The 23,911-nt window shown below is 48.5% G+C and carries 21 protein-coding genes; 6 read left to right on the forward strand and 15 right to left on the reverse strand.

Annotated features, from left to right (window positions below; translation table 11 throughout):
- Nucleotides 1-51: 51 nt before the first annotated feature.
- The 7 genes from rocD to Q0110_RS12165 all read right to left on the reverse strand — a co-directional run bounded on the left by rocD (nucleotide 52) and on the right by Q0110_RS12165 (nucleotide 6,719).
- On the reverse strand, nucleotides 52-1,260 hold the full coding sequence (gene rocD / locus Q0110_RS12135; protein ID WP_297906498.1) for an ornithine--oxo-acid transaminase: 1,209 nt from the start codon (nucleotides 1,258-1,260) through the stop codon (nucleotides 52-54).
- A 221-nt stretch (nucleotides 1,261-1,481) separates the two neighbouring features.
- Entirely contained in the window at nucleotides 1,482-2,645 is a 1,164-nt protein-coding gene (locus Q0110_RS12140) for a 1-acyl-sn-glycerol-3-phosphate acyltransferase (RefSeq protein WP_297906501.1), read from the reverse strand.
- 2 nt (nucleotides 2,646-2,647) lie between these two features.
- Nucleotides 2,648-3,640, reverse strand: a complete 993-nt coding sequence (locus tag Q0110_RS12145) for a D-alanine--D-alanine ligase (protein ID WP_297906504.1) — start codon at nucleotides 3,638-3,640, stop codon at nucleotides 2,648-2,650.
- 2 nt (nucleotides 3,641-3,642) lie between these two features.
- Nucleotides 3,643-4,722 carry an RluA family pseudouridine synthase gene (locus tag Q0110_RS12150; protein WP_297906507.1) on the reverse strand — a complete coding sequence of 360 codons (1,080 nt, stop codon included), beginning with the start codon at nucleotides 4,720-4,722 and terminating at the stop codon, nucleotides 3,643-3,645.
- A gap of 4 nt (nucleotides 4,723-4,726) precedes the next feature.
- Complete coding sequence (locus Q0110_RS12155; RefSeq protein WP_297906510.1) at nucleotides 4,727-5,353, reverse strand: PASTA domain-containing protein; 627 nt, start codon at nucleotides 5,351-5,353, stop codon at nucleotides 4,727-4,729.
- Nucleotides 5,354-5,503: 150 nt separating this feature from the next.
- The gene (rpmH, locus tag Q0110_RS12160) at nucleotides 5,504-5,656 is read right to left on the reverse strand and encodes a 50S ribosomal protein L34 (protein WP_005633099.1); all 153 of its coding nucleotides are present in this window, start codon (nucleotides 5,654-5,656) and stop codon (nucleotides 5,504-5,506) included.
- Nucleotides 5,657-5,753: 97 nt separating this feature from the next.
- On the reverse strand, nucleotides 5,754-6,719 hold the full coding sequence (locus Q0110_RS12165) for a tetratricopeptide repeat protein (RefSeq protein WP_297906513.1): 966 nt from the start codon (nucleotides 6,717-6,719) through the stop codon (nucleotides 5,754-5,756).
- Between the two features lie 445 nt (nucleotides 6,720-7,164).
- Between Q0110_RS12165 and Q0110_RS12170 the strand changes: the two genes are divergently transcribed.
- From Q0110_RS12170 to Q0110_RS12195, 6 genes are all read left to right on the forward strand, one after another.
- Nucleotides 7,165-7,458 carry an OadG family protein gene (locus Q0110_RS12170; protein ID WP_297906516.1) on the forward strand — a complete coding sequence of 98 codons (294 nt, stop codon included), beginning with the start codon at nucleotides 7,165-7,167 and terminating at the stop codon, nucleotides 7,456-7,458.
- Between the two features lie 20 nt (nucleotides 7,459-7,478).
- Nucleotides 7,479-9,410, forward strand: a complete 1,932-nt coding sequence (locus Q0110_RS12175) for a biotin/lipoyl-containing protein (RefSeq protein WP_297906519.1) — start codon at nucleotides 7,479-7,481, stop codon at nucleotides 9,408-9,410.
- Nucleotides 9,410-10,645 carry a sodium ion-translocating decarboxylase subunit beta gene (locus Q0110_RS12180; RefSeq protein ID WP_297906522.1) on the forward strand — a complete coding sequence of 412 codons (1,236 nt, stop codon included), beginning with the start codon at nucleotides 9,410-9,412 and terminating at the stop codon, nucleotides 10,643-10,645. Before Q0110_RS12175 ends, Q0110_RS12180 begins: the two co-directional genes overlap by 1 nt.
- 211 nt (nucleotides 10,646-10,856) lie before the next feature.
- Complete coding sequence (locus tag Q0110_RS12185) at nucleotides 10,857-12,713, forward strand: DUF349 domain-containing protein (protein WP_297906524.1); 1,857 nt, start codon at nucleotides 10,857-10,859, stop codon at nucleotides 12,711-12,713.
- A gap of 64 nt (nucleotides 12,714-12,777) precedes the next feature.
- Nucleotides 12,778-13,983 (forward strand): hypothetical protein, encoded by a 1,206-nt coding sequence (locus Q0110_RS12190; RefSeq protein ID WP_297906527.1) that lies wholly within the window; start codon nucleotides 12,778-12,780, stop codon nucleotides 13,981-13,983.
- Nucleotides 13,984-14,116: 133 nt separating this feature from the next.
- Nucleotides 14,117-15,310 carry an esterase gene (locus Q0110_RS12195; protein ID WP_297906530.1) on the forward strand — a complete coding sequence of 398 codons (1,194 nt, stop codon included), beginning with the start codon at nucleotides 14,117-14,119 and terminating at the stop codon, nucleotides 15,308-15,310.
- Between the two features lie 46 nt (nucleotides 15,311-15,356).
- Here the strand turns inward: Q0110_RS12195 and Q0110_RS12200 are convergent, their stop codons facing one another.
- The 8 genes from Q0110_RS12200 to Q0110_RS12235 form a co-directional block, all read right to left on the reverse strand.
- Nucleotides 15,357-15,992 (reverse strand): outer membrane beta-barrel protein, encoded by a 636-nt coding sequence (locus Q0110_RS12200; RefSeq protein WP_297906534.1) that lies wholly within the window; start codon nucleotides 15,990-15,992, stop codon nucleotides 15,357-15,359.
- A 72-nt stretch (nucleotides 15,993-16,064) separates the two neighbouring features.
- A complete protein-coding gene (locus Q0110_RS12205) occupies nucleotides 16,065-16,760 on the reverse strand; it encodes a LytTR family DNA-binding domain-containing protein (RefSeq protein WP_297906537.1) in 696 nt (231 codons plus the stop codon).
- Nucleotides 16,757-17,815, reverse strand: a complete 1,059-nt coding sequence (locus Q0110_RS12210) for a histidine kinase (protein ID WP_297906540.1) — start codon at nucleotides 17,813-17,815, stop codon at nucleotides 16,757-16,759. The genes Q0110_RS12205 and Q0110_RS12210 overlap by 4 nt, the downstream gene beginning before the upstream one ends.
- A gap of 20 nt (nucleotides 17,816-17,835) precedes the next feature.
- On the reverse strand, nucleotides 17,836-19,995 hold the full coding sequence (locus Q0110_RS12215) for an outer membrane beta-barrel protein (protein WP_297906543.1): 2,160 nt from the start codon (nucleotides 19,993-19,995) through the stop codon (nucleotides 17,836-17,838).
- Between the two features lie 663 nt (nucleotides 19,996-20,658).
- Nucleotides 20,659-21,249: a GTP cyclohydrolase I FolE gene (folE, locus tag Q0110_RS12220; RefSeq protein ID WP_297906546.1), complete on the reverse strand. Its 591-nt coding sequence runs from the start codon at nucleotides 21,247-21,249 to the stop codon at nucleotides 20,659-20,661.
- A 5-nt stretch (nucleotides 21,250-21,254) separates the two neighbouring features.
- Nucleotides 21,255-21,761 (reverse strand): SPOR domain-containing protein, encoded by a 507-nt coding sequence (locus tag Q0110_RS12225; protein WP_297906549.1) that lies wholly within the window; start codon nucleotides 21,759-21,761, stop codon nucleotides 21,255-21,257.
- Between the two features lie 70 nt (nucleotides 21,762-21,831).
- Complete coding sequence (gene tpiA / locus Q0110_RS12230) at nucleotides 21,832-22,590, reverse strand: triose-phosphate isomerase (protein WP_297906551.1); 759 nt, start codon at nucleotides 22,588-22,590, stop codon at nucleotides 21,832-21,834.
- Nucleotides 22,591-22,626: 36 nt separating this feature from the next.
- Complete coding sequence (locus tag Q0110_RS12235; RefSeq protein WP_297906639.1) at nucleotides 22,627-23,910, reverse strand: BT_3928 family protein; 1,284 nt, start codon at nucleotides 23,908-23,910, stop codon at nucleotides 22,627-22,629.
- Between the last annotated feature and the right edge of the window lies 1 nt (nucleotide 23,911).

A 23,911-nucleotide genomic window follows, 5' to 3' on the forward strand; every position in this document is an offset into this window, starting at 1 on the left:
AAACTGATAGGTATATGGATGTACGAACAGAGGTAATAAATTCATTATTTCCTAGAATTTAGCGAATGTATCTCGTATGATACCAATCGCTTCCATCATTTGCCCCTCCGTAATCACCAAAGGAGGCGTAAAGCGGATAATATGATCATGAGTAGGCTTAGCGATCAAACCGTTTTCTTTCAGCGCCAGACAGATATCCCAAGCGGTCTTCCCGTCTTTAGGTTCCGTTACGACCGCGTTCAGCAAACCTTTGCCACGTACTTTCCGGATCATCGGGTTCTCGATCCGCTCCATCTCACTACGGAACAATTCGCCCATCTTAAACGCGTTTTCCGACAAACGCTCATCACGTACCACCTCCAAGGCGGCGATAGCGACTTTCGCCGCCAACGGATTTCCACCATACGTAGAGCCGTGTTCTCCCGGAGCGATCGTAAGCATGATCTCATCGTCTGCCAACACCGCCGATACCGGGCTAACCCCGCCGGACAACGCTTTCCCCAAAATCAAGATATCCGGACGGACTCCCTCGTAATCGCAAGCCAGCAACTTACCGGTACGTCCGATACCCGTCTGTATCTCATCCGCAATAAATAACACATTCCGCTGACGGCAAAGCTCATAGCAATCCCGCAGGTAACCATCGTCGGGCACCACTACCCCGGCCTCGCCTTGGATCGGTTCTACCAAGAAGCCTACCACACCGGGCTCTTTCAAGGCCCCGGCCAACGCATCCACATTATTATAGGGTATCTTTATAAAGCCGGGTGTATAAGGACCGAAATCGGCATATGAGCTAGGGTCCGTACTCATGGAAATAATCGTGATCGTACGTCCGTGGAAATTCTCGCTACAAACCACGATCTTCGCATGTTCCGGGGCAACCCCTTTCCGGCGATACCCCCACCGGCGGCAAAGCTTCAGGGCCGTCTCTACCGCCTCGGCTCCCGTATTCATCGGCAGGAGCTTGTCATACCCGAAGAATTTGCAGGTAAATTCCATGTATTCACCAAGTATATCAGCATGAAAGGCACGAGATACAAGCGTAAGTCTCTCCGCTTGCTCCATCAGGGCCTTTACGATCTTAGGATGGCAATGTCCTTGGCTCAACGCCGAATATCCGGACAAGAAATCAAAATAACGTTTTCCCTCCACATCCCATACGAAAACACCTTCGCCTCTTCTCAAGACCACAGGCAGGGGATGATAATTGTGAGCACCATACTTCTCCTCACGGGTGATGTAATCTTCCGGTTTCATACTGCTACTGATTTAAATGATTCGCATACTGTAAGCGTTTCTTACCGTATATGCCAAAGATACGAAATAGGAGATTACAATATGTCACCGAAAGCGTATGTTAAGAAACATACATTCATGCGGATATCCGCAGGCATAGACGCAGCGGTCTACAAAAAAAGGTGTCGCAAAAGGCATCCTCCGCCCTTTTACAACACCTCTTTTTCAAAATCAATTGAAACTTATAAAGTCGTCAAATAATTCTTCAACGGATTGGAGTACATTTCCAACAGTTTCTTACGCAAGAACGCCTCATCCTTATTCGGAAGAACGATCTTATCCAACTGCCCTTGTATATACTCCTCGAACTGCTTTTTATCCTTCGGCCCGTAATGTTCGTGGAAACGGCGGGTACCGTTCAGCCAATCATAAGCTACGTAATTACAAGGATAGAAACGATAATTCTTATAGATCTCCCGATCGATAACGGAGGCGATAGCGCTCACCAGCTCGTTCTTCTCCATATCCTTGTCTAGCTTAACCAAGGAGTCATTGATCGGGGAAGTGATCGTGAAATGGACACGCCCCTTATTATTCAGGATACCCGTTTCCATGCTCAACAGATCATCCCGCTGGCATTTCACGAAATCCGGATCATCCCGCCTCATCTGAAACTCTTTCGCTTTCAGGAAATCGCAAGGGTCAAACTCGTAGGAGATAGCGACCGGCACGATATTCAAGTCCATCAAGTTCAGCAACAAGTTATCCTTGTCGCCCCCGATACTCAGCATCTTCAGTACGCTACCCTGCGTACGATCGTCCGAATCCTTGGCACGTCCCTCCCGCTGAGCGATCCAGATAGATTCTTTCACGTCCTTGATCGCATGATGGATATAAGAGGAAAGCGTCTTGCTGACCTCCAGCATCTGACGGACAGAAACGCCGCGCTTCACGATAAAGCTATTGTTCAAGCGGACCAACGTCTCGATCCACGGACGGATCAAAAGGTTGTCGCCGATAGCGACCTGCGTCATACCATAACCAACATCATACAACATGACATTCAAGAAGGAGGCATCCAATACGATATCCCTGTGGTTCGAGATAAACGTACACGCGGCCTTGTCTTTCGGCAGGCGGCTACGCCCTGAGATAGTAAGCGAGAAAGTAGTTTTTTTCGCCACCGTCATTACAGCGTCATAGGCCAAAGTAGATTTAAACTCCTCCTTCGTCTTGCAAGCACGCATGGCAGCCGAGAATTCCTCCCAATTCAAATTCGGCTTTATGTAACGTAAAGCCCGCTCGAAATCCTCATTAGCGACCAATTTTTCAATCGCGTCCTTCACCTCACTATTGTTCAGCGGACGGATGTCGTCGAAATTAGGGGAAACTGTTTCTGTATCCATATTTATTTTGTTTTTCTGTTTTTGAGCTCGTCTTCAATAATATCTGTCATGACATCCTTGATATCCAATCCCGCCGCGCGTACCTGCTGCGGGATAAAGCTGGTAGACGTCATTCCCGGTGTCGTGTTTACTTCCAGCAATACGGGCTCCCCGTCTGCCGGAATGATATAATCCACACGAATCAACCCCTTGGCGCCCAATATATCATAAATCCTCGATGTCTCGCGCTGTATCATCTCTGTCAAGCCGGCAGAGATACGGGCCGGGGTGATCTCGTCTACCTGCCCGTTGTACTTCGCGTCGAAATCGAAGAACTCGTTATCCGTAACCACCTCGGTCAGCGGGAAGACCACCTCTTTGCCTTCTACCTTGTAACAGCCGCACGTCACTTCCGTCCCATCGATAAAGCTCTCCAAGATCACCTCTCGTCCCTCCCCGAACGCCTTGGCGATAGCGGGCTGGATAGCGGAGGCCTCTCTTACCTTTGTCACGCCGAAACTACTACCTCCATCGTTCGGCTTCACGAAAATAGGCAAACCCAAACGGTTCACTACCTCTTCGTCCGTAATAGTCTCGCCCTTAAACAAATGAATGGAAGCGGCAATTCTCACGCCAAAATTTCTCAAGTAATGATTGCATACGTACTTATTGAATGTCAAAGCGCTCACCAACATCCCGCACGACGAGTAAGGCATGCCGATCATATCGAAATATCCTTGCAGACGCCCGTCCTCGCCCGGAGTACCGTGTATCGTTATATAAGCGAAGTCAAAATGTCTCGCCACGCCATTCTCCTTGAAGCTGAAATCATTCTTATCGATCGGCGCATGTTCCCCGCCGGGAAGTACAACCGCCCACTCATCCTTCTTAACGATGACAATATATAAATTATATTTGTCTTTATCAATAAAAGAGTAGATCCCGTCCGCACTTTTTAATGAAATAACGATCTCGGAGGAATCTCCTCCTGCTATAATAGCGATGTTCCTCTTCATTTTTACAATTCTTTAGTGTTCGCGTATACACGCCATCTGTCGATCAGTCGCTGCATATCGGAAGGAATCTCGGAATCGAAAAACATCTCCTCTCCCGTAGTAGGATGAACGAACCCCAACGTCTTAGCATGCAAGGCCTGACGCGGACAAATAGCGAAACAGTTTTGCACGAACTGTTTATATTTAGCAAAAGTTGTTCCTTTCAGGATATCATGGCCACCATACCGCTCATCGTTGAAAAGCGTATGGCCGATATATTTCATATGTACACGAATCTGGTGCGTACGCCCCGTCTCCAGGCGGCATTCCACCAGGCTCACGTATCCCAGGCGCTCCAACACGGTGTAATGGGTAACGGCGGTCTTGCCCTGGTCGCCTTCCGGGAAGACGGTCATTTGCATACGGTCACGCGGGTCACGCCCGATATTTCCCTCGATACGTCCCTCATCCTCCTGGATGATCCCCCATACCAAGGCCCGGTATTTACGTTTGGTCGTCTTATTGAAAAACTGCAAGCCGAGATTACTCTTGGCCTCCGGACGCTTGGCTACCACCAGCAAGCCCGACGTATCCTTGTCGATGCGGTGTACCAAGCCCAAACGAGGATCGGAAGGATCGTAGTAGGGATCATCCTTTAAATAATACGCCAAGGCGTTCACCAAGGTTCCGGTATAATTGCCGTGACCGGGGTGCACGACCAAGCCTGCCGGTTTATTCACCACCAGCAAGTCGTCGTCTTCATATACTATATCTAAAGGGATATCTTCGGGGATGATCTCCAGCTCCCGGCGAGGGCGATCCATCACGATAGAGACCACATCGAGAGGTTTCACCCGGTAATTACTTTTCACCGGCTTATCGTTCACCAAGATACACCCCGCCTCGGCCGCCAACTGGATACGGTTACGGGTAGCTCCCATCATGCGGTCTACCAAGAACTTATCCACCCGGAGCAGGGATTGCCCCTTATCCGCCACGAAGCGGAAATGCTCATACATCTGGCCCGGCGACGTTTCGTCTTCTTCCGGCATCAACAGGTCGTCTACCCGCTCATCATCCATATCGTCCAAAAACCCGCCCATTCCTTTAAAACCAGTTTTCTATATCACTATCCAAGGGTTCCACCGGGATGCTATCCAAAGCCAAGGAGTCGGGAAGCATATTCGGGTCGCCACTGCTTACTTTCAATACGAGATGAGCGGCCAGCGGCACATGCTCTCCCTTGAGCAACGAACGCCCGTTTAACTCTACGCCCATCGCCAAGTCTTTATAATCGCCCGGCACATACTCGATCTCGACCGACGAGAAACCGCGGGCCCTCAATAAGGCGTACGCCTGGCGGAAAGACAGGTCTTCCACCTCCGGTATCACGGCCATCTGGGAGGTCAGCGCGTTAATCGTGACAAAGACGATCCGTCCCTCTTTCACCTTAGACCCGACACCGGGAACCAGCTCCACGATGGAGCCCGGGGCCACGTCTTTCGAGAACACGGAATCGATCACGTTATAGCGCAGCTTATTATTCCGGAAGAACTCGGCGGCATCTTCCAGCTTCATCCCTTTCACGTCCGGAACGATCACCGCTTGATTATGCCGGGTATAAGAATCCAGCCATGCCAGCACGCCGTAGACAACGCCACACGACACGACCACCACCAACAAGAGGTTGATGATAAACGGGTTCTTTATTAGTCTTACAAAAAAGTTACTCATTTCACGTATGTATTTGTAGGCGGTCCAAAAGTAGGAAAAAAACGGCATATAGACCAATTCCCACCGACACAATACTATAAAAACAAAGAAAGTAAAGGCTTTTTAGTAAAAAACCTCTACTTTCCTTATAAATCTTTATAACGAGACCGATTATCCGTTGTACTCGTCGGATACCGTTAATTTCGCTCTGCCTTTAGCGCGGCGAGAAGCTAATACTCTACGGCCATTAGCGGTAGCCATTCTGGAACGGAAGCCATGCTTGTTCTTTCTTTTTCTGTTGGAAGGTTGGAATGTTCTTTTCATCTTTCTATTTTATTTATTATTATTCGCATACTGATTCGGGCTGCAAAGATAGAGCCTTTTTTTTAATAAACAAAGGGTTGCGCGATTTTTTACGAATTCAAAAGATCCCCCCTTTATACATATTATCGAAATTCGAATGTTGCCCGTTCATCTTTTGGGCCTCCTCTCCTTCCGGGTTCAGTTCCAGCGATTTCTTCAAGTCTTCGAACGCCCCGGCCTTATCGCCTTTCAGGTTCTTGGCCCGCCCGCGCTCGCTATAAGCCTTGGCGAAAGAGGGATTCGTATCAATAGCCTCGTTGAAGAACGCGATGGCCTCGTCGTATTTCCCCCGCTCGATCAGCAACCGGCCGGATAAGACGCAAGCTTCTTCATTAAAGGGGTTTAAATCCAAGGTTCTCTGGAAATCCGAGCTTGCCGCATCGACATCACCCAGCGCCACGCGGATACGTCCTCTCAGCAGGTAAGAGCTTTCTTCTTCCGGCACGATCTCTATCGCTTTCTCCACATCGGCCAGCGCCTCTTTAGCCTGCCCCAGCCCCAAGAGGATCTCCGCCCGCAGCAAATAAGCGTCCGCGAAATCTTCTTTCAAGGCGACAGACCTTGTCAGGTCGGCGATAGCGCCCAATAAGTCATTCGTCGTTCTCTTCGCTTTCGCCATCATGAAATACGCGATATGATTGGAGGGTTCCAGCTCGATCACACGCAAACAATCGGCTATGGCCTCCGCGTCTTTATCCAGCATAAACAATAGGTTGACACGGGTCAAACGTGTGGCGACATGATCCGGCTCCAGCTCGACCATCCGGTTCAACACTTCCCCGGCTTTCTCCAGGTCGTTGGCCACCGTATAAGCGGAGACAAGATAATTCATCGTCTCGAAATCCTCCCGTATATTCAGCGCTTCCGTAAAACATTTGATGGCGTAAGCGACTTTTCCCACCTTTTGGGCACGGATACCGTCATATTTCAGGATATCGAAGTTTTTCTGCTCATTTTTCGCCTTATCCTCCGTCGACCCGGCCGTCTTGGAAGACGAGAACAGAGATGTAAAGAAATTTCCCATGGTCTTATACCTTAAATATTATTATAGTTTTGCCGCGAAGATAACATTAACTCCGTTTCCGGCGAAAGAGTTCGCGACAAACGTTTCAAGATGATTTCGCCGTCGACGAGACACAGCCGTAGACACCCCGAAAAAACACGTACGTGTCTCCCGGAAAAGTCGTACATGTTTTCCGGAAAAGACGTACGTGTTTTTTTAGAAAGACGTGCATGTTTTTCCGAAGGTAAAACAAACCTTACAATTGTACGAGAAAATCCCATCTAACTGCCTTATACTGACAATCATTCACCTTTAACGCCCTTTCGCTTATTTATTTTCGTTTTTTTAATTAAAATGTAACAGATCGTTTTCCCGTTATTTTATAATTTTGCGATTGTTTTTAATTGGGCTGAAGTTGCTCAATTCTTTGTAAGAACCTTTTTTAAGCTAGCCACAAATACAAAATATGGAGAATATAGAAATAGGACTTTTATTAATGGTAGTGGGAATGACCACCGTGTTCGCTATCCTTCTGATCGTTATTTATCTGGGAAAAGGACTCATCGTCTTGGTGAATAAATACGCGCCGGAAGAGATCATAGCGAAGAAACCGGCGACAGCGGCCGTCCGGACACAAGCGGCCACTCCGGCACAAGCCATCACCGGTAACCTTTCCGGACAAGAAACGGCAGCCATCATATCGGCAATCAGCGCCGTGACCCGCGGGCAGGGAAAAGTTATCAAAATCGAGAAAGTATAAATAATACACATTTTAATATCATGAAAAGAGAAATCAAATTCAGTTTGGTCTTCAGAGACATGTGGCAATCTGCCGGAAAATATGTCCCGACCGTAGACCAGCTAACCAGAGTCGCTCCGGCAATTATCGAGATGGGCTGTTTCGCCCGGGTGGAAACGAATGGCGGAGGATTTGAACAAGTCAACTTATTATTCGGCGAGAATCCCAATAAAGCTGTCCGCGAATGGACAAAACCTTTCCATGCGGCAGGTATCCAGACCCATATGTTGGACCGTGCGCTGAACGGCCTTCGCATGAGCCCGGTGCCCGACGACGTGCGCCAGCTATTTTATAAGGTAAAGAAAGCGCAGGGAACGGACATCGCCCGCACGTTCTGCGGCCTGAACGACGTACGGAATATCGCACCGTCTATCAAATACGCGAAAGAGGCCGGCATGATCTCGCAATGCTCCTTATGTATCACGCACTCTCCGGTACACACGGTGGAATATTATACCAAGATGGCATTCGAGCTGATCGAGCTAGGAGCGGACGAGATCTGCATCAAGGACATGGCCGGTATCGGACGTCCGTACACATTGGGACGTATCGTTGCCAACATCAAGGAAAAATACCCGGAGATCCCCATCCAATACCACAGCCATGCCGGTCCAGGCTTCAACGTGGCCTCTATCATGGAGGTTTGTAACGCGGGCTGCGATTACATCGACGTAGGCATGGAGCCGCTTTCCTGGGGTACCGGGCACGCCGACTTGCTAACCGTGCAAGCCATGCTGAAAGATGCGGGTTATAAGGTTCCGGAGATCAACATGGAGGCTTATATGAAGGTCCGCGCCTTGATCCAGGAATTTATGGACGATTTCCTAGGATTGTACATCAGCCCGAAGAACCGCTTGATGAACTCCTTGCTGATCGGCCCGGGCCTTCCGGGAGGTATGATGGGCAGCTTGATGGCAGACCTTGAGAAGAACCTAGAGACGATCAACAAGAACAATATAAAGAACAACAAACCGCTGATGTCGCAAGACCAACTGCTGATCAAGTTGTTCGACGAGGTAGCCTACGTATGGCCGCGTGTAGGTTATCCTCCATTGGTAACCCCGTTCAGCCAATACGTGAAAAATCTGGCCTTGATGAACGTCATGCAGATGGAGAAAGGTAAAGCCCGCTGGAGCATGATCGCCGATGACATCTGGGACATGATCCTTGGAAAAGCCGGACGGCTCCCAGGCCCGTTGGCCCCCGAGATCATCGAGAAAGCGCAAGCAGAGGGACGCAAGTTCTTCAAGGGCAATCCTCAAGATAATTACCCGGACGCATTGGACAAATATCGCAAGTTGATGAACGAGAGACAATGGGAAGTCGGCGAAGACGAGGAAGAGCTTTTCGAATACGCCATGCATCCCGCCCAATATGAGGCTTATCGCTCCGGTAAGGCCAAGGTAGAGTTCAAGGCAGACGTGGCCAAACGTAAAGCAGATAAAGCGAACGCGGGCAAACCCGCTGCGCCCGCCGCACCGGTAGCGCCGGCCCCGGCACCTGTAGCCACGCTCGCTATGCCGACAACTCCGCAAGTCATGACCGTAGACGTAAACGGGCAGGCTTACCGCGTGACAGTCGCTTTCGGCGACACCAACGGCACGGCCCCGGAAACCAAGCCGGCAGCGGCGGCAGCTCCCGCCCCGGCAGCCCCAGAGACGGCAAACGCTCCCGCCGGAGCGGGAAAAGAGGTGCTTTCTCCGCTAGAAGGTAAATTCTTCTTGGTAAAGAACGCCTCCGATACCCCGGTGAAAGTGGGCGATGTAGTGAAAGAAGGCGATGTGCTCTGCTACGTGGAGGCCATGAAAACGTATAATGCCGTACGTGCCGAGTTCGGGGGGACGATCACGGCGATCTGTCTGTCTTCCGGCGATGCCGTATCTGAGGATGATGTATTAATGACGATTCAATAATGAACGAGATATTTCAAAACTTATACGAGATGACCGCGTTCAGCAATATCATCGCTGAACCGCAATTCTTGATCATGTACGCCATAGCGTTCGTATTGCTCTACCTCGGTATCAAGAAACAATACGAGCCGCTATTGCTCGTGCCTATCGCGTTCGGCGTATTGCTGGCTAATTTCCCCGGAGGCGATATGGGAGTGATCCAAGCAGACGAGAACGGACTGGTCAACGTACACGGCGTGATGAAAAACATCTGGGAAATGCCGTTGCATGACATCGCCCATGAGCTCGGCTTGATGAACTTCATTTATTATATGTTGATTAAGACAGGTTTCTTGCCGCCGATCATCTTTATGGGTGTCGGCGCGCTGACCGACTTCGGCCCGATGCTCCGCAACCTTCGCCTGTCTATCTTCGGCGCCGCGGCTCAATTGGGTATCTTCACGGTGCTTCTGGTAGCGATCCTGATGGGATTCACGCCGAAAGAAGCGGCGGCGTTAGGAATCATCGGCGGGGCCGATGGCCCGACGGCGATCTTCACGACCATCAAATTGGCTCCGCATCTGCTGGGCCCGATCGCTATCGCCGCCTATTCCTACATGGCCTTGGTACCGGTTATCATCCCCTTGGTGGTAAAGCTATTGTGCTCCAAGAAGGAATTGCAGATCAACATGAAGGAACAAGAGAAGAAATATCCTTCCAACACGGAGATCAAGAATTTACGTGTGCTGAAAATTGTTTTCCCGATCGTGGTGACTACCGTGGTCGCCCTGTTTGTCCCCAGCGCCGTACCCTTGATCGGTATGCTGATGTTCGGTAACCTTGTGAAAGAGATCGGTACCAATACGTTCCGTCTGTTCGACGCGGCCTCCAACAGCATCATGAACGCCGCAACGATTTTCCTCGGACTATCGGTCGGGGCAACCATGACCACGGAAGCGTTCCTGAACCTGACAACGATCGGTATCGTAATCGGCGGTTTCCTGGCATTCGCCCTGTCTATCGCCGGAGGTATCTTATTTGTTAAGATTTTCAACCTGTTTACCAAGAAGAAAATCAATCCGCTTATTGGTGCCACAGGCCTGAGCGCCGTGCCGATGGCCTCCCGCGTGGCGAACGAGATCGCGTTGAGATATGATCCGAAGAACCATGTCTTGCAATACTGCATGGCAAGCAATATATCCGGGGTGATCGGCTCGGCAGTGGCTGCCGGCGTATTAATATCTTTCCTGGGATAAATTCTAAATTATAACCTGACGGTGAGAGACGGGGCACGCCCCGTCTCTACAACCGGAAACAGGGAAAATAGCCCGACCTTAACGTCTATTAATATCCAGAATGACTTTTTAAATAAATAATTTCCCCGAAATGCTGTAATCCAAAAATATTTAGCTTAATTTGTGACTTGATATAGGAACGTATTTATCCTTTTCTTAAAAGCGATTGTATATGAAGGACACTCTTGAGACTAATTTGCCGGAAGAAACCGGGAAATTGGAAGAAACTAAAAAACCGGTCGAGACACCGGAAATCGATGCTACCGCAGACGTTGAACCCAACGAGACAGCAGCGGAAGCGGCCGTTGTTATTGCCGCAGGTAAATTAACCAAAGAAGAAATTCTCGCTAAGCTAACCGAACTTGTTGAGACTTCCGTAGAAACTTCCCGCGGAGAAGTAGAGGCCTTGAAACAGGCTTACTACAAGATCCGTCGTAACGAGGTGGAAGAACTTAAGAAGGAATTCATGGCCGACGGTGGCGAAGAAAAGGATTTTACAGCGCCTGCAGACGAGACCGAGAACAAGATCAAAGACTTGCTCGCTTCTTATAAAGAGAAAAGAGCCGCCATCCTCGCCGAGGAAGAACGTGTAAAGGCCGCCAACTACGCCTTGAAATTACAGTTGATCGACCAACTGAAAGAGCTTTGCGAAAGCCAAGACGATTTCAATAAGTTGTATAACTCTTTCAAGGATATCCAACAAAGATGGAAAGAGGTGAAAGCCGTTCCGCAGGAGCACGTAAACGAGCTTTGGAAGAACTATCAAGTCTACAGTGAGAAATTCTACGATATTATCAAGATAAACAATCAATTCCGCGATTACGACTTCAAGAAGAACCTGGAATTGAAGACCGCCTTGTGCGAGACCGTAGAGAAGCTAGGTAACGAGCCGGATGTCATTTCCGCTTTCCACCAGCTACAGAAGCTACACCAGCAATGGCGCGAGATCGGGCCGGTAGCGAAAGAGTTGCGCGAGGACTTATGGGCCCGCTTCAAAGCGGCCTCAACCGTGATCAACAAGCGTCATCAAGAGCATTTCGAGAAACTGAAAGCCAAGGAGCAAGAGAACCTGGAAGCGAAAACGGCGATCTGCGAGCAAATCGAGGCGATTGATTTCAGTGTCTTGAAATCGTTCAAGGACTGGGAAGAAAAGAACAAGGAGGTAATCGGCTTGCAAGAGAAATGGAAGACGATCGGTTTCGCGCCGAAAAAATACAACGTGAAGATATTCGAGCGTTTCCGCGCCGCTTGCGACATTTATTTCGAGAAGAAGAGCGAGTTCTACAAGGCTATCAAGAGCGATATGGAGAAAAACCTCGAAACGAAGCGTGCGTTATGCGAGAAAGCCGAGGCCTTGAAAGATAGCACGGACTGGAAGGACACGACGGATAAGATGATCGCCTTGCAAAAAGAGTGGAAGACGGTCGGACCCGTAGCCCGCAAGCATTCCGATGCCGTATGGAAACGTTTTATCACGGCTTGTGATTACTTCTTCGAGCAAAAGAATAAGAATGTTGTCTCCCAGAAGAGTATAGAGCAGACCAATCTGGCTGCCAAGAGAGAATTGATCTCCAAGATCAAGGGGCTGGACGAGAGCCTTGACCATGATGAGGCTATCGCGGCCTTGAAAACTTACATGGCGGAATGGAATACGATCGGCTTCGTACCGTTCAAGGAGAAAGATAAGATTTACAAGGAATACCATGAGGCGGTAGATCAACAATTCGATCGCTTGAAAGTAGACCAGAACGACCGTAAGATGCAATCGTTCCGCAACAACCTGAGCGAGATGACCAGCGGAGAGAGAGGTAAAGGCCGTTTGTTCAGCGAACGCGACAAGTTGATGCGTATGTACGAGCGCATGAAGAACGAGCTTCAGACTTACGAGAACAACATCGGCTTCTTAAGCATTTCCTCGAAAGGAGGCGGCGGCTTACTGAAAGAGATGGAACGTAAGATCGAGAAACTGAAAGAAGACATGGCTCTGACGATCAAGAAGATCGATGCCATTGATGAGAATCTGGAATGACAACCTCATAAACCCGAGCGAAGCCGTCTCTTAAAAAAGACGGCTTCGTTGTTTTTACGCTTTTATGCCACGTATACATTATTTCAATCCCGGCCATGAGACGGCCGTACTTTTGGGAACACTGAACTATACGGCGCCGATGAACGTCCGCAAGATGCAAAAGGATCTGGCGCTATTACCGGTATGGTACGCGGAGAAAGATGATCTTGTCTATCTGGAAGACAGTATGGTTCCCTCCTCGTACTTTTCCTATTTACCCTTAGAGATACAACCGGCCCCTACGCCCGTAACGATGGCGGCGCTGGCCAAGAACGCTTCCTCTCTTCCTCCTCTGGAGGCTACTCTGTGGGGACTATCCCCGCATAGTCTCCATCTGTTCGAGCAATTGAGAGACAAGACGAAAGCCCGGTTGTCGGTCCCCACATGGAAAGAAGACTATTTTCGCCTTACCGGTAGGCAAACCGCGGCCGAATGCCTGAAAAAGCTACAGACCCTTCTACCCGGTCTCCCCATTCCAACCGCACCCTGCTTTTGCACGGATATCCAGGAGGTAGAGAGGCAGATGCTCTCATATGAAGCGCCTCTCTTATTAAAAACACCCTATTCCTCCTCCGGACGGGGATTGCTATGGCTGGAGAAACAAATGCTGGATACGAAGGCAAGGAACTGGATAGCGGGCGCTTTCAACAAGCAAGGGGCGATCAGCGTCGAGAGCGGGTTGGATAAGGTACAGGATTTCGCCATGGAATTTTATTCCGACGGGCAAGGTAACGTCCGGTATGAGGGACTGTCCGTTTTCAACACCGAAGAGAGAGGTTCTTATACAGGTAATATCCTCGAGGAGCAATCCACCATGCTTGCCCGCATCACCCGGTTTACGGGCGAAGAGATATATTCCCGTATCCGGGAGGCGGTAAGGATCGTATTGCAGGAAGTATACGGATCTATTTATGCGGGTTATATCGGCGTGGATATGCTGGTCTATAAGCAAAGAGACGGATCTTTCGCCATCCATCCCTGCGTCGAGATCAACATGCGGTATACGATGGGAATGGTCGCTTTGCGCCTATACCAGAACTATGTAGCGCCCGGAGCATCCGGCGATTACCGGGTCTCTTACGAGAAAGAGGCCGGAGAAGCCCTCGACAAACACCGGTTCATGACGGAAGCTTACCCGCTCCGGATCGAAAACGGAAAGATTCGAGGAGGATACCTCTCTTTATGTCCAGTCTCCGAAGAGACCCGTTACCGGGCCTATTTATTCATCTAGTCAGGCCTGTGGGGACGGGGGATTCGCACGCCTCTATGAGAATTTATTTTTCAAAAGCTTGTGACATCCGTATTATTCATTACATTTGTAAATATCTTTGGACCACAGTAATACCATTAATAAATTTATCATTATGAAAAGATTATCATTCTTGGCCGTATTCATGCTGATCAGCGTGATCTCGTTCGCCCAGCAAGCCCTTTGGGGAAGTCAGAACATCATCTCACCGGAGATCCATCCGGATAATACCGTTACCTTCCGGTTCATGGCTCCCAAAGCGATAAAGGTGCAGCTTACCGGAGATTTCCTCCCCACGCAAAAAATGGAGACCCAGTTCGGCTTAGTGGACGTACCCGGTACCGTAGACTTAAAAGAAGGTAAAGAAGGCGTTTGGGAATATACCACACCGGAGCCTCTTCCTTCCGAACTATATAGTTATTCCTTTATCGTCGACGGGTTGAAGACGACAGACCCCAACAATGTGTACCTGAACCGAGACGTGGCATCCGTCACGAATATCTTTATCATCAAAGGTGGACAGGGCGATTTATACAGTGTCAATGATGTTCCTCACGGAACGGTCGCCCGCCGTTGGTACGAGAGCCCTACCCTGGGAAAGACCCGCCGTATCACCATTTATACGCCGGCAGGCTATGAGACAAGCGGTAAGAAATATCCGGTATTCTACCTATTGCACGGCATGGGGGGCGACGAGGAAGCTTGGATAGCCCTAGGACGCACGGCGCAGATCATGGATAACCTGATCGCCCAAGGCAAGGCAAAACCGATGATCGTGGTTATGACAAACGGAAACGCGGATCAAGAGGCCGCTCCGGGTGAATCCAGCCTGGGATTGGTAAAACCGGGTATGCAACTGCCGAGAACCATGGAAGGTAGCATGGAAAGCAGTTTCCCGGATGTCATCAAGTTTATCGAGAGCAATTACCGGGTGGAAAAGAAGAAATCCAGCCGTGCGATAGCCGGTCTTTCCATGGGCGGTTTCCACTCCCTGCATATCTCCAAGCAATATCCGGACATGTTCGATTACGTGGGATTATTCTCTGCCGCCATCCTTCCCCGCGAAGGTTCCGAATCTCCTATCTACCAGAATATGGACGAAAAGCTGAAAGTACAATTCAGCAAGCACCCGAAGCTGTACTGGATCGCCATCGGCAAAACCGACTTCTTGTATAAGAACAACGTAGACTACCGCAAGAAACTAGACGAAAACGGCTACAAATATGAATACTATGAGAGCGACGGAGGCCATATCTGGAAAAACTGGCGTATCTATCTCACGAAATTCGCCCCGATGTTATTCAACTGACAAAATACCCACTCGTAGAGACGCGGCGTGCCGCGTCTCTATGGCTTTATAACCTATATCCGAGTAAAATCCCAACCGTGAAGGTCCGGTCACGGGCAATGAAGTCTTTATTAGGCTTTATAAAACTCGGGAGATAACTAACGTTTAGCCCCAACAAATAACGATCGAAATTATAATTAACGCCGGCCTCGCACTTTAATCCGACAATAATCCGGTTCACGGCAGGAGCTGTCTGCCCAGGAAACAAAGAATCCATATCGCCTAAAGAAATATGACGCTTCACATTTACATCAACACGAGGTCCGGCACCTGCGTAAAAATTCCAACCACTATCCGAAAGAGTCTTTACTCGAAAAGTAGTATTCAGGGTTATATAATCAAGCCTGTATTTCATATGCCCCTCGTGCATACCGAGCCCCATATCCGTAGTCTCATAGAAGTCAAAACTTCCACCTTTACGTAAGTAACCGACATTACTTGACAATTCATACCAACCCTGATCCAAATAATCCAATCCTATAGACATCTGATACGATGACAAAGACTTATCAAAAAGGTCCTCACCTTCATTCACCAAAGAAGAGAAAGCCATACCATTCTCTATTTTCAGTACCTGCGCCCTCATCATTACAGGCAAACACAAAATAAGACAAACCAACCATGCACAACTTTTGATCTTCATAACTTCCCGTATTTTAGTTTACTATAAAAACGCCTGAAGAACAAAATTCGTATAAATACAATAAATTGGCAATTACAACGTATTCTTAAGGATACGCTTAAATACGACATCCCTGAGATTACGGGCGATCGGGATCTGATAGGATTCGATACGCAATCTATTCCCTTCTACCAGATCGACACGGTCCACATTAATTATATACGATTTATGCGTTTGGAGGAACCGCTCATTGGGAAGAGACTCCCCGATCCGCTTCAAGGTAGAATGAGTCAATACCCTGCCGGAAGTCGTATAGATGCTAACATAATTCTCCAAGGCCTCTACAAATAAGATATCCCTCAGAAAGACCTTACGCATTTGCTTCTCGCTTTTCACGAAGAACGAGGCATCCGTATCCGGTGTATTCTCCCGAACCAACAGGTCATGCACCTTATTCACGCCCTTTAAGAAACGCTCGAAGGAAATAGGTTTCAGCAGATAATCCACGACATCCAGCTCATAGCCTTTCAAGGCATATCGCTCGTAGGCAGAGGTAATGATCACCTTGGGAGGCCGGTTCAAAGTCGCCAACAAATCCAAACCGGAGAGATAAGGCATCTCAATATCTAACAAGAGTAAATCCGGCCGCTGAGTTTTCAACAGGGTATTTAACTGGATAGCGTCCTCACATACACCGGTCAAGGAGAGAAAATCCACTCGCTCCACATACGATCGCAATCCTTTACGGGCCATCGGCTCATCATCTGTTATCACACAGGTTATTGTCATATATCTTCAATTTCAATCATTAATTCCGCAATGAACTCATTCTCTCCTTTCCGAGTCTCTAAATGATACTTATTAGGATATAACAAAGATAACCGGCGACGCAGATTTACTAAACCGATACCTTTACGCTGCCGTTCATCCACCGATTTACACAACGCCTCGTCCTCCTCCGAAAGCTCGGGGATGGAGTTTCGTATAAACAAACTGATCCGGTTATTTTCCCGTTTCATGATAATATCCAATTGATAATCGCCACCTACATATTTAAAGGCGTTCTCTACCAACGGAAGGAAGAGCAACGGATAAATCTTCAGCTCATTCAATCCGGACGGAAACTCCACATGCAACCGCAGGCGTTCGCTCATACGAAGTTTACGCAAATCTATATACGTTTTCAAATAATCAATTTCTTGCAGGATATTGACCTTCTGATTGCCGCCATACAACTGGTAACGCAAGAGTTCGGATATCATCTCCAGCGTGCGGCGCGGGGCCTCGTTGCTCTCATCGATCTGGAAATACACGGTATTGAGAGCGTTAAACAAGAAATGAGGATGATATTGGGATTTCAGGAACTTCAATTCCGTCTGTAATTGATCGTTCTTGATCTTCTCCAGTTGGATACGTTGCTCGGCGTAATCTTTATCCAGCATCTGAACCCGCTGGACATTATAAACCATAAAGGCGAATAAGCTTCCTATCACGTTAGCGATTATGATAGCGTCCATCTCAAGCGAACCGCCCAATAATACATGGGAAAAGGCCATTGTCCCGTTAACGCAAAGCAGGATAAACAAGAAAGGCATCCCATACAAGCGCCAAACTTGTCTCCATTTACCGGTCTCCCTTGAGGTACGGTTTTGGTTAATCCTGTTTTCAAAGAAAATGAATAACAGATAAGAGACCACAACTATAATAATGATCTCCAAAAAGCTGCCCCTTATCGACTTTGTCCAGTAATGCCCCTCTTTCGTGTAATCCGTGACCCAACGGATACAGGAATAGAGAGAGACCGCGAAAATCAGGGCATATATCCACTTATATATCTTTTTCATAAACCATTTGTCTGGAGGTTTCACAAATTTATTCTTTTACTTTCATCTATGCTATGCTTCCGGTGAGATTCTTTCACCTCCAGGCCGCGATTTATACGGTAGGTCAATGAAATACCTATCACCGACCGGTTCATCCGCTCTTTTATAAACGCATGCTGGGTAGGAGCCATCACGCTCATTCTCGATATATTCGAATGGAAAATATCCCGTGCGAACAACTGGATCGTTCCCTTGCCCTTCCATATCTTTTTCCGGATACCGGCATTTATTTGCCATAACGGATAGATCGTAGCTTGCCCTGCTGCCATTTTCCCGTTATAGAAACCGACAAGCTCGGCGCTCCAAGTCCGGGCAAAGCGAAACTGATTCGAGATACCGATATTCGGTGTCCATCTCTTATTCACCTTCACTTGATAATTCTCGGGTAAACGATACCGGTTATAGATCAAGGAAGCACTGAGATTCACGTCCCAAAAGGAGGTCAGCGGCAATTGGGAAGTGTTGAGCCGGGGCCCTACGCTGAGGCGGGAAGAAAGATTCTCCGGAGAGACATAGACCACATAATCTCCCTGATCCAGATAGCTCTTGATGATCACATCCTTCGTATAATTGAAAGCTAGCCCCGCCCGGAACAGATCACCGTGTATATAGGCTAGTTCCAGATTGTCGGATAATTCCGGGCGCAACAGGGTGTTGCCTTTGTCGTATGTATACTCATCGTGGATATATACAAACGGGTTCAAATCCCGGTAATTCGGGCGGTTGATCCGTCTGCCGTAAGTAAGTGCCAGGCTGTTCCCATTCCCCAAGGCATACCGGACAGCGAGCGTAGGGAATAAATGCGTATAATGGCCGGTAAATGAGGAGTCTCTTTGATAAGCGTTGCCAGACTGCTGCCCCTCTATGCGGGTATTCTCCAGACGGAGGCCTGCCTCCAGACTTACCGAGGAGAACTTGGCGTCGAGCTGTATATAACCGGCGTTTATATTCTCGTCGTACCGGAAATCACAACTCAAGTCGCGATCCGGCTCCCAGCGGTCACCTTGCAGACGATTATAGTCCGCATTATTATCGATAGAGACGAAAGAGGTCTTGGCACCCGCATGAAACGTGAAGGATTTTGAGAAAGGCCACACCAGGTTCGCTTGCCCGGAGTATAAACGGATTCCTCCATCCATGTCCCCGAACAGGGTATCTCGGCTATTCAGGTATTGGTCTTCCTCGTATCGATAACGGAGGTAGTCCATAGAGGCATCCAATACCCCGCCATCGGAGTTAAAGGTATGTGTCATGCACAAAACAGCCGTAAAATTATCTTGCGAACGATTCTGGTCGTTCAAGGTACGAAGTACCCCCTCGGTTTGCGAAGACCGCGTAGGAATAGATGAGTTCATATCCCCCTCAACCCTGCTACTCGCCAGATTACCATCCGTGGAAAGCCCGATCGTTGTCTTGTCCGACATCTGGTAATCGATCCCGAAACGGTAATAGTTGGATCGATTCTTCCATGTCCGATAGGAAGATTGTATCATCTGCCCGCTCTCCCCTTCCGGTCGCCAGCCTTCCAGATAGTTTCTCTCCGCATACAGGTCATCGTAATCATCTTTCAAGGAATAGGAATAAGAGAGATAAAAGTTGAATCTATTCGTCCGTGCGTTCAGGGTGGCAGAGGCGAAGCCCTCCCCGTATTTACCTTGGTCATAACCGCCGCTCGCCGAGAGGTTCATCCCCTTTCGCAGTATCTTCTTCGTCCGTATATCAATGATACCGGAATTGCCGCTAGCGTCGTAACGGGCCGAAGGATGTGTTATCAGGTCTATTTTATCCGTGATAGACGCAGGAGTAGATTTCAAGAGATTGATAAGATCCTGGCCCGATAAATAAGTGGGTTTACCATCCATCAGGATATTCGCTCCGTTTTGGCCATTCAAGAAAATAGTGCCATCGTTTTGTATCACTACTCCCGGAAGGCTGCTCAACACGTCGTAGAGGTTTCCCTGGCTCTGGGTGATGGAGGCATCCAACCTATAAGTCATCTTACCCGGTTTCATCTCTACCGTAGGGAGCTTTGCCATTATCACCACTTCCTGCAGCTTCTGGTCCGCTATCGTATCGACCTGCCCCCAACCGCTAAAAGGGCCGATAAACAATAGAACTATTATAAAAAGATTCCTGCCCATATCGTTTTTATTTCAAAACTACATCCACAGGAATATCCAATCAAATTATTGTGACCAACGGAAGTATTCAGGGGATGAAAGGTAAGAGTACACACGTACATCACAATATACACCCCATTCAAATTGGAACGGAACTTACATTTTGACATTTTGTAAACCTACCCTCTGAGGAGCCTATTATTCCGGACAAAGATACAAGGACTCCCTAAATCCACGTTAAAATATATTTAATCGTTTACTAATTAGATTGATACCGAAAAACAGCCTTGCATTCCAGTAAAATCAATTCATCGTAGTTCATATTCATAGGCCTCTTTAGGCTTATCTTCGGGGTAGGATTGGGTTATAATAAGGTTATGATGCCCATTCACGACTACTTACAACCCTATTCACGACTATCAACAACGTCCAACAGTACTACTGGCGTTGCCCAACGCCGCCTAACGCATAGGCTTTCGCTACCTATCGTGCATAAAAACAACGATATTCTTATCCCAAGGAAGGTTTTATCGTCTCCCTTGCCTCCTAGTTCGGTCGATCTGTAGAAAGCCTCTGTCATGGTTAGCGACCTATGGGAAGCAAAAAGGCAGGATTAAGGCATAAAAAAAGCCGTAACGTCAATATGCGACGTACGGCCCAATGGGATAATAACAGGATACCGGATCAGCGATTATGCTTGATCAGGTTCATGAACTCCTCGCGTGTCTTGGCTTGTTGGAAGAAGCCGGTGAAATCAGAGGTAGTCGTCAAGGAATTTTGTTTCTCCACGCCACGCATCTGCATACACATATGCTGCGCCTCGATCACGACCATCACACCCAGCGGATCCAAGGTCTTTTGGATACATTCCTTGATCTGCATCGTCATACGCTCCTGTATCTGAAGACGGCGGGCGAATATATCCACCACCCTGGGTATCTTGCTCAAGCCCGTGATATACTTCCTGGGGATATAAGCTACGTGAGCCTTACCGAAGAAAGGCAACATATGATGTTCGCAAAGGGAGAAGAAATCGATATCTTTCACGATGACCATCTGTTTGTAATCCTCCTCTTGAAACATGGCGGAACGGAGTACCGCCTCCGGGTCCTCGTGATATCCTTTGGTTAAAAACTGCATGGCCTTCGCCACACGTTCCGGCGTTTTAAGCAGACCCTCCCGTCCGGTATCCTCGCCCAGCAAGCCCAATATATCCTTATAATGGCCGGCTAAGGCCTCCCGGGTACGTAGCGTCTCTTCGTTTACTTCTGACATTCTCTTTAATTTAGGGGAATTTTTATCTCTTCTCGTACGATATACATTTCCTTTCCGTATTTCGGGAAAGCCTCCATCAGCAGGCGCATCATATGATAAGCCTCCTCATGCGAGCGGAAATCTCCTACACGCAACTTCCAGAACGGGGCGTTGTACGTGACATACGTCGGGACTTCGGGGAAAAGCTCCTTGATCTCTTTCTCCTTGCGGAAAGCCTCGTCTTTCGAGACCCGTTGGTTATTTCCGGAAAATACCTGTGTACGATACCCTTGTACCTTCAAGAAGGTAAGGCTGTCTGTCGTCTCTACGTTCGCTCCACGCATACGTTCTCCCACCATCCCGCTGATAGCGGCAGACTGGTTGATAACGACCTCGCCTTTTCCTAAACCGGGCTCCTTCAACGCATCGAATATGGTCGAGCGCTCACCCTCCGGCACCGTCTGGGCGAATAAGGATGAAGTTCCGGCCATCATAAAGGCGAATAACAATAAGATACAAGGAATTCTTTTCATAGACAGAACATTAAAAAGGGTATCTCTCCTCCCGTTCTCACCGGGGGGGAAAGATACCTTCTTATTATAATTAATTAAAAGCCTCGATAATCGGCATGAATTTGTCAACGGCCAAAGAAGCGCCACCGATCAAACCTCCGTCTACGTTCGGCTTAGCGAACAATTCCTTCGCGTTGCCGGCGTTGCAGCTACCACCGTAAAGGATCGTGCAGTTATCGGCTACCTCGTTGCCATATTTAGCGGCCAAAGTAGCGCGGATATGAGCGTGGATCTCCTCGGCTTGCTCAGCGGAAGCGGTCTTACCTGTACCGATAGCCCATACCGGCTCGTAAGCCAAGATGATCTTACCGAAATCCTCGGCGGAAAGGTCGAACAAAGAACCGGCGATCTGAGCGTCTACCACCTCGAAGTGCTTGCCAGCTTCTCTCTCTTCCAATACCTCGCCGATACAGAAGATAGGAGTCAAGCCGTTAGCCAAAGCCAACTCAACCTTCGTCTTCAAGATCTCCGGTGTCTCATGATAATAAGCACGTCTCTCAGAGTGGCCTAAGATCACATATTTAGCGCCCGTAGAAGCTACCATAGCGGCAGAAACCTCGCCTGTATAAGCACCCTTCTCCTTGTCGGCGCAGTTCTCGGCTGCGACACCGATCTTGTTTGTATCGATAGCGGCAGCTACGCTTGCCAAGTGAGTGAACGGAGTACCGATGATCACATCGCAATTCGGAGTCTTACCCTTCAAAGCCTCGTCCAAACCTTTAGCCAAAGCAAGACCTTCGGCAAGAGTAGTGTTCATTTTCCAGTTTCCTGCAACAATATTCTTTCTCATAACTTAATAATTTAAATATGTAATACAAATAAATCTCTATTCCGGCTTTTTCCCTTTCCGGCGACGGCGATTGCGCAAGGCATCGTATCCCCAAACCAACAACAAAGGTACGGTAAAACTCAATAAGTTGGTTATTAGCCGGGCATCTTCTTTCGCTTTCCAGTCGGTATTTCCTTCCAGATAGCCGTTTATGATCGTTTTCAGATCTTCCTCCTGCGGGATATCGTTGTAGTGCCATTTCATCAAGATCGTACCTTTCTTCAGCAAGACCAATCCGGGATTGGAGCGGATGATGGTTTTCAAAAGGACATCGTCGGCCATGAGGAACGGATACTCGGCACCGGTATTATCGCTCCACGTGGCGATGGCTTCAGCGGAAGAGCCCGTCACGCAATAGAAACCCAGGCCATTCTCCAAGGCATAATCATATACGCTGTTGATCTCATCGATACGTTCGTCGTCCGCATTCTCCAGACGGGGGGCGACCAGCAGGAAAAGGCCTTTCGGATCGTCCAGCAACCGGGCGGTCACATCCGCGCCATCCTTGTCATAAATCAGGAATCCGGTGACGGGAGGAACGTATCCTTGTTTGATCAGCTCGGTCTTTGAATCTACGAAAGTCCACGTGCTATCATCGGCAGGAACATTTTCCAAGGAGAATTCTTTCCGTACGCCATCTTTCTCGTAAATGAAAGAATACGCATACTCGTCCTCCGGCGCACCTTCCGGCACGGACATCAAGGCCGGGATATTCGCTCCCAACTTATAGGGACGGAAATCCAGTATCGGCAAATGATTATAATTCCGGTAAGCAAAACCGATCGCAAAGACATACGCCCACAAAGCCACGAACCAATAGACATGGAAGGTATAGCCTTGCAAAAGCCGTTGATTATGGATGAACACATAAATAGCGGCAGCCAAGAGCACGATATTCTTATAGAAGGTCTGCCAATTACTGATTACCAAGGCATCCCCGAAGCAACCGCAATCCGACACGGGATTAAAGATCGCCAGGTACAACGTGAGCGGTGTCATAAAAGACATCATCAACAAAGTCAAGAAGGTCGTATACCGCCGGTACACCCCTAATAACATACAGATACCCAGCATGAACTCCAACGCAGACAAGTTGAAGGAGATCAAGACCGTGAAAGGTTGGAGCTTATCCAGCCCAAAGGAAGTCAGATAATCGCCAATCTTAATAGCTCCTCCCATGGGATCGACAGCCTTCACCGCCCCGGAGAAGATAAAGACAACTCCCAACAACAGCCGACAGGCCTCCGCAATCACTTTCTTTACAGTCTCCTTATATTCCATG

This window comes from uncultured Parabacteroides sp., from assembly GCF_947855115.1.
GTDB lineage: Bacteria > Bacteroidota > Bacteroidia > Bacteroidales > Tannerellaceae > Parabacteroides.